Source organism: Streptomyces pinistramenti (genome assembly GCF_020564935.1).
GTDB classification, from domain to species: domain Bacteria; phylum Actinomycetota; class Actinomycetes; order Streptomycetales; family Streptomycetaceae; genus Streptomyces; species Streptomyces pinistramenti.
Genome location: NZ_JAJCXB010000124.1, coordinates 1 through 3544, shown reverse-complemented (window position 1 = coordinate 3544; position 3544 = coordinate 1). Strand labels below are relative to the sequence as shown.

2 protein-coding genes are annotated in these 3544 nt (G+C 75.5%); both read left to right on the top strand.

The genetic code is table 11. The annotated features are described in order from the left end of the window. Nucleotides 1-311 precede the first annotated feature (311 nt). Nucleotides 312-2267: a serine/threonine-protein kinase gene (locus LIU39_RS34635; RefSeq protein WP_227050955.1), complete on the top strand. Its 1956-nt coding sequence runs from the start codon at nucleotides 312-314 to the stop codon at nucleotides 2265-2267. A 172-nt stretch (nucleotides 2268-2439) separates the two neighbouring features. After that, nucleotides 2440-3544, top strand: a 1105-nt coding sequence (locus LIU39_RS34630; RefSeq protein WP_227050954.1) for a protein kinase, incomplete at its 3' end; no start/stop codon positions are given.

Here is a 3544-nt window from a genome sequence, read left to right as displayed (position 1 = left end):
GTCATACCCGGGGCCGGCGCGGCGGCCCCGGGTATGACGGCAGGTGCAGCGGGCTCCGGGGGGCGGGGGCGCGGGGTGCGCGTGGCCCCTGAAGGCGCTGTGCAGCCATCGCGCCGTCATCGGGACTCCCGTTCGCCGGGGCCATCATGACGGGTGTACGGGGCGCGGCACGTCACAGCCCCGGGCCTTCCGCACGGCCGCGGATGAGGGAGAATGAAGGCTCTGCCAGGGTGGGTTGTCCGAGTTGGGTCAGTTTGGCGCTCGATGCCATATCGAAGCCGCCAACTCGGCTGGATTGCAGAGGGGATTCAGTGGGCGACGAGGTCGAGATGGACGGCAAGGAGGGCAGGCTGCTCGCCGGCCGTTACCGGCTCGCCGGAGTCCTCGGCCGCGGCGGCATGGGCACGGTCTGGCGGGCGCGCGACGAGGTGCTGGGCCGTACGGTCGCGGTCAAGGAGCTGCGCTTCCCCGGCGGCGTGGAAGAGGACGAGAAGCGCCGGCTGATCACCCGCACCCTGCGCGAGGCCAAGGCCATCGCCCGGATCCGTAACAACGGCGCGGTGACGGTGTACGACGTCGTCGACGAGGACGACCGGCCGTGGATCGTGATGGAGCTGGTCGAGGGGCGGTCGCTGGCCGAACTGGTGCGCGACGACGGGCCGCTCACTCCGCGCCGGGCCGCCGAGGTCGGCCTGGCCGTCCTGGACGTGCTGCGCGCCGCCCACCGTGAGGGCATCCTGCACCGCGATGTGAAGCCGTCCAACGTCCTGATGTCCGACGACGGGCGGGTCGTGCTGACCGACTTCGGCATCGCCCAGGTCGAGGGCGACCCGTCGGTCACCTCGACCGGCATGCTCGTCGGCGCCCCCTCCTACATCTCGCCCGAGCGCGCCCGCGGCCAGAAGCCGGGCCCGCCCGCCGACCTGTGGTCCCTGGGCGGCCTGCTGTACGCCTGCGTCGAGGGTGTGCCCCCGTACGACAAGGGGTCGGCAATCGCTACCTTGACGGCGGTGATGACCGAGCCGGTCGAGAAGCCGAAGAGCGCCGGCGCCCTGGAAGAGGTCATCTACGGCCTGCTGGTCAAGGACCCGGCGGGGCGGCTGGACGACGCCGGGGCGCGCGCCCTGCTGACGGACGTCATCCACGCGCCGGAGGACACCGGGGAGCAGGCGCCGATGGACGCCACCCGGGCGATGGCGCTGCCGACGGTTCCCGAGGAGCGGACGCCGCCGCGGCCCGCGGCGAAGCCGAAGGCCGCGCCCAAGCAGTGGCCGCAGCGCAAGCCGAAGCCGGCCGGGCCGGCGGCGGGCAGCGGTGGCACGTCCGGTGGCAAGCCCGGCGCCGCGTCGGGGGCCGGGGCCGCGGTGCCGCCGAAGCCCGGTGGCGCGCCGGCGGGCGGGTCCGGCGGGTCCGCGAAGGCGTCGTCGGGCGGCGGGCGGCCGGGGTTCGACGCGGATGCGGCCAAGGAGCGGATGCGGGGCGCGCTCCAGTCGGTGCGCAATGCCGCCGCCACGGCCGCCGCCGCGGCCCGCCCGGAGTCCAGACCCGGCGAGGGCGGCCGCCCTTCGCCGCCCCGGGCCTCGGTCACCGACGTGGTACCGCGCCGCACCCTGATCATCGTGGCCGTCGTGGTGGTGCTCGTCGTGGTGAGCTGTGTGCTGGCCTTCGCGTTCAGCGGCGGTGACAGCGGCAACGGCGCGGCAGCGGGCAAGGACATCAAGGCGACGGCCGACCAGAGCCGGCCGGCGAAGGACAAGGGCGGCGGCGGGGACGGCAAGGACGAGGACGGCGGGGACGGCGGCAAGCCGGCCAAGAAGCCGTCCCCGAAGCCTGCCGAAGGCACCCCGTACACGCACGACCAGGGGTTCTCGCTGCGGCTTCCGGACGGCTGGAAGTACCGCTCGACGGACAAGGCCGGCGCCCGCTTCACGGGCCCCGACGACCAGAAGCTGCTCGTGGGGTGGACGACCTCGCCGAAGGACGACCCGGTCGCGGACTGGAAGAAGCAGGAGGGCGGCATGCGCCGCTCGCACTACCACCGGATCGCCATCAAGTCCGTGAAGTTCCATGACTGGCCCACCGCCGACTGGGAATTCACCTACGAGGACGGCGGCAAGAAGTTCCGCTCCGTGGACCGCGGCACCGTCGTCGACGACGATCTCGGGTACGGCCTGATGTACACCGCTCCGGCCGACAAGTGGAGCGGCGAGAGCAGCCGCTCGGCGTGGGAGCTGCTCACCAAGAGTTTCCGGCCGGATTCCCCGTGAGGTGAGGGGCCGGGCGTCCCGGCTCCGCGGTTGTGGTCGAAAGCGCACGCGGCCCCGTGTGCGGGCGCGCGGCCGCGTATCGTGAGAGTCCGCAGGCGCGGGCCGCCGCAAGTGTGCACGGGCGGGCCGGAGATGGCCGCGGTCGGCAGATGCTGCGGGGTGGGGAGGCGTCGTGGACGCGTACGCGGGGAGAGTGCTCGCCGAGCGGTACCGTCTTCCGCTGCGGCCCGCAGGCGACGAGGACTTCGCCGAGACCCGGGCCTTCGACACGTACAGCGCGCAGGAAGTGCTGCTCCGTCAGGTGCCGCTGCCCGAGGTGGTGGAGGCCGAGTTCGCCGATACGCCGCCGGGCGCGGGCGGCGGCGGGCTGCCGCGTGGCGCCGGGGCGCGGCCCGGAGTGGCCGACCGCGGCCCGCGCGATCCGGTCGCGCGGCGTGCGCTGGAGGCGGCGACGGCCGCGGCGCAGCTGCCCGACCATCCGCTGCTCGACCAGGTCTTCGACGTGTTCGTCCAGGACGGCAGTCTGTGGATCGCGGGCGAACTGGTCGCCGCGCGGCCGCTGTCCGTGCTGCTCGCCGAGGGGCCGCTGACCGTGCAGCGGGCCGCGGAGATCGCCGCCGACGTGCTCACCGCGCTCCGCGCCCTGCACGCGCACGGCTGGATGCACCGCAATCTCACCGCCCGTACGGTCCTGGTCTGCCATGACGGCCGCGCGATGCTGACCGGCCTGGCGGTGGGCGCGGCCCAGGAGGCGCTGTGCGGGAGCGACCCGGTGCCGCGGGAGGACGCCGGGCGGGCGCAGGCCGAGCCCGGGGTGCAGATGCGGAAGCGGACGCGGGCGGTGCCTGCCGGGGCGGTGGCCGCGGGGGCGGGCGAGGGGTCCGGCAGGGGTGCGTATGGCGTCCGGGCGGGAGTGGAGGGCGCGGGGCCGCCGCCCGGTGCGGGGCCGTCGGGCGGGCTGCCCGCGCCCCGCAGGGCCGAGCCCGGTGGCGCGCCCGCCCAGGACCCGTCCATACCCCGGCTGCCCGCGCCCGCGGGGCCGGTGCCGGCCGGTCGTCCCGGCGCGGCGCTCGCCGCCGAACGGGCCCGGCAGGCAAGGCTCCAGGTCATCGGCCCGGTCACCGAGCGCTGGGCGCCGGAGCTGGCGGGCCCGGAGGCGGCGCCGGGGGCGGCCGCCGATCTGTGGGCGGTCGGTGCGCTGCTGTTCCGCTGTGTGCAGGGCCGGCCGCCGTTCCCCGAGGAGAGCACCGTCGAACTGGCGCGGCTGGTCCGCGCGC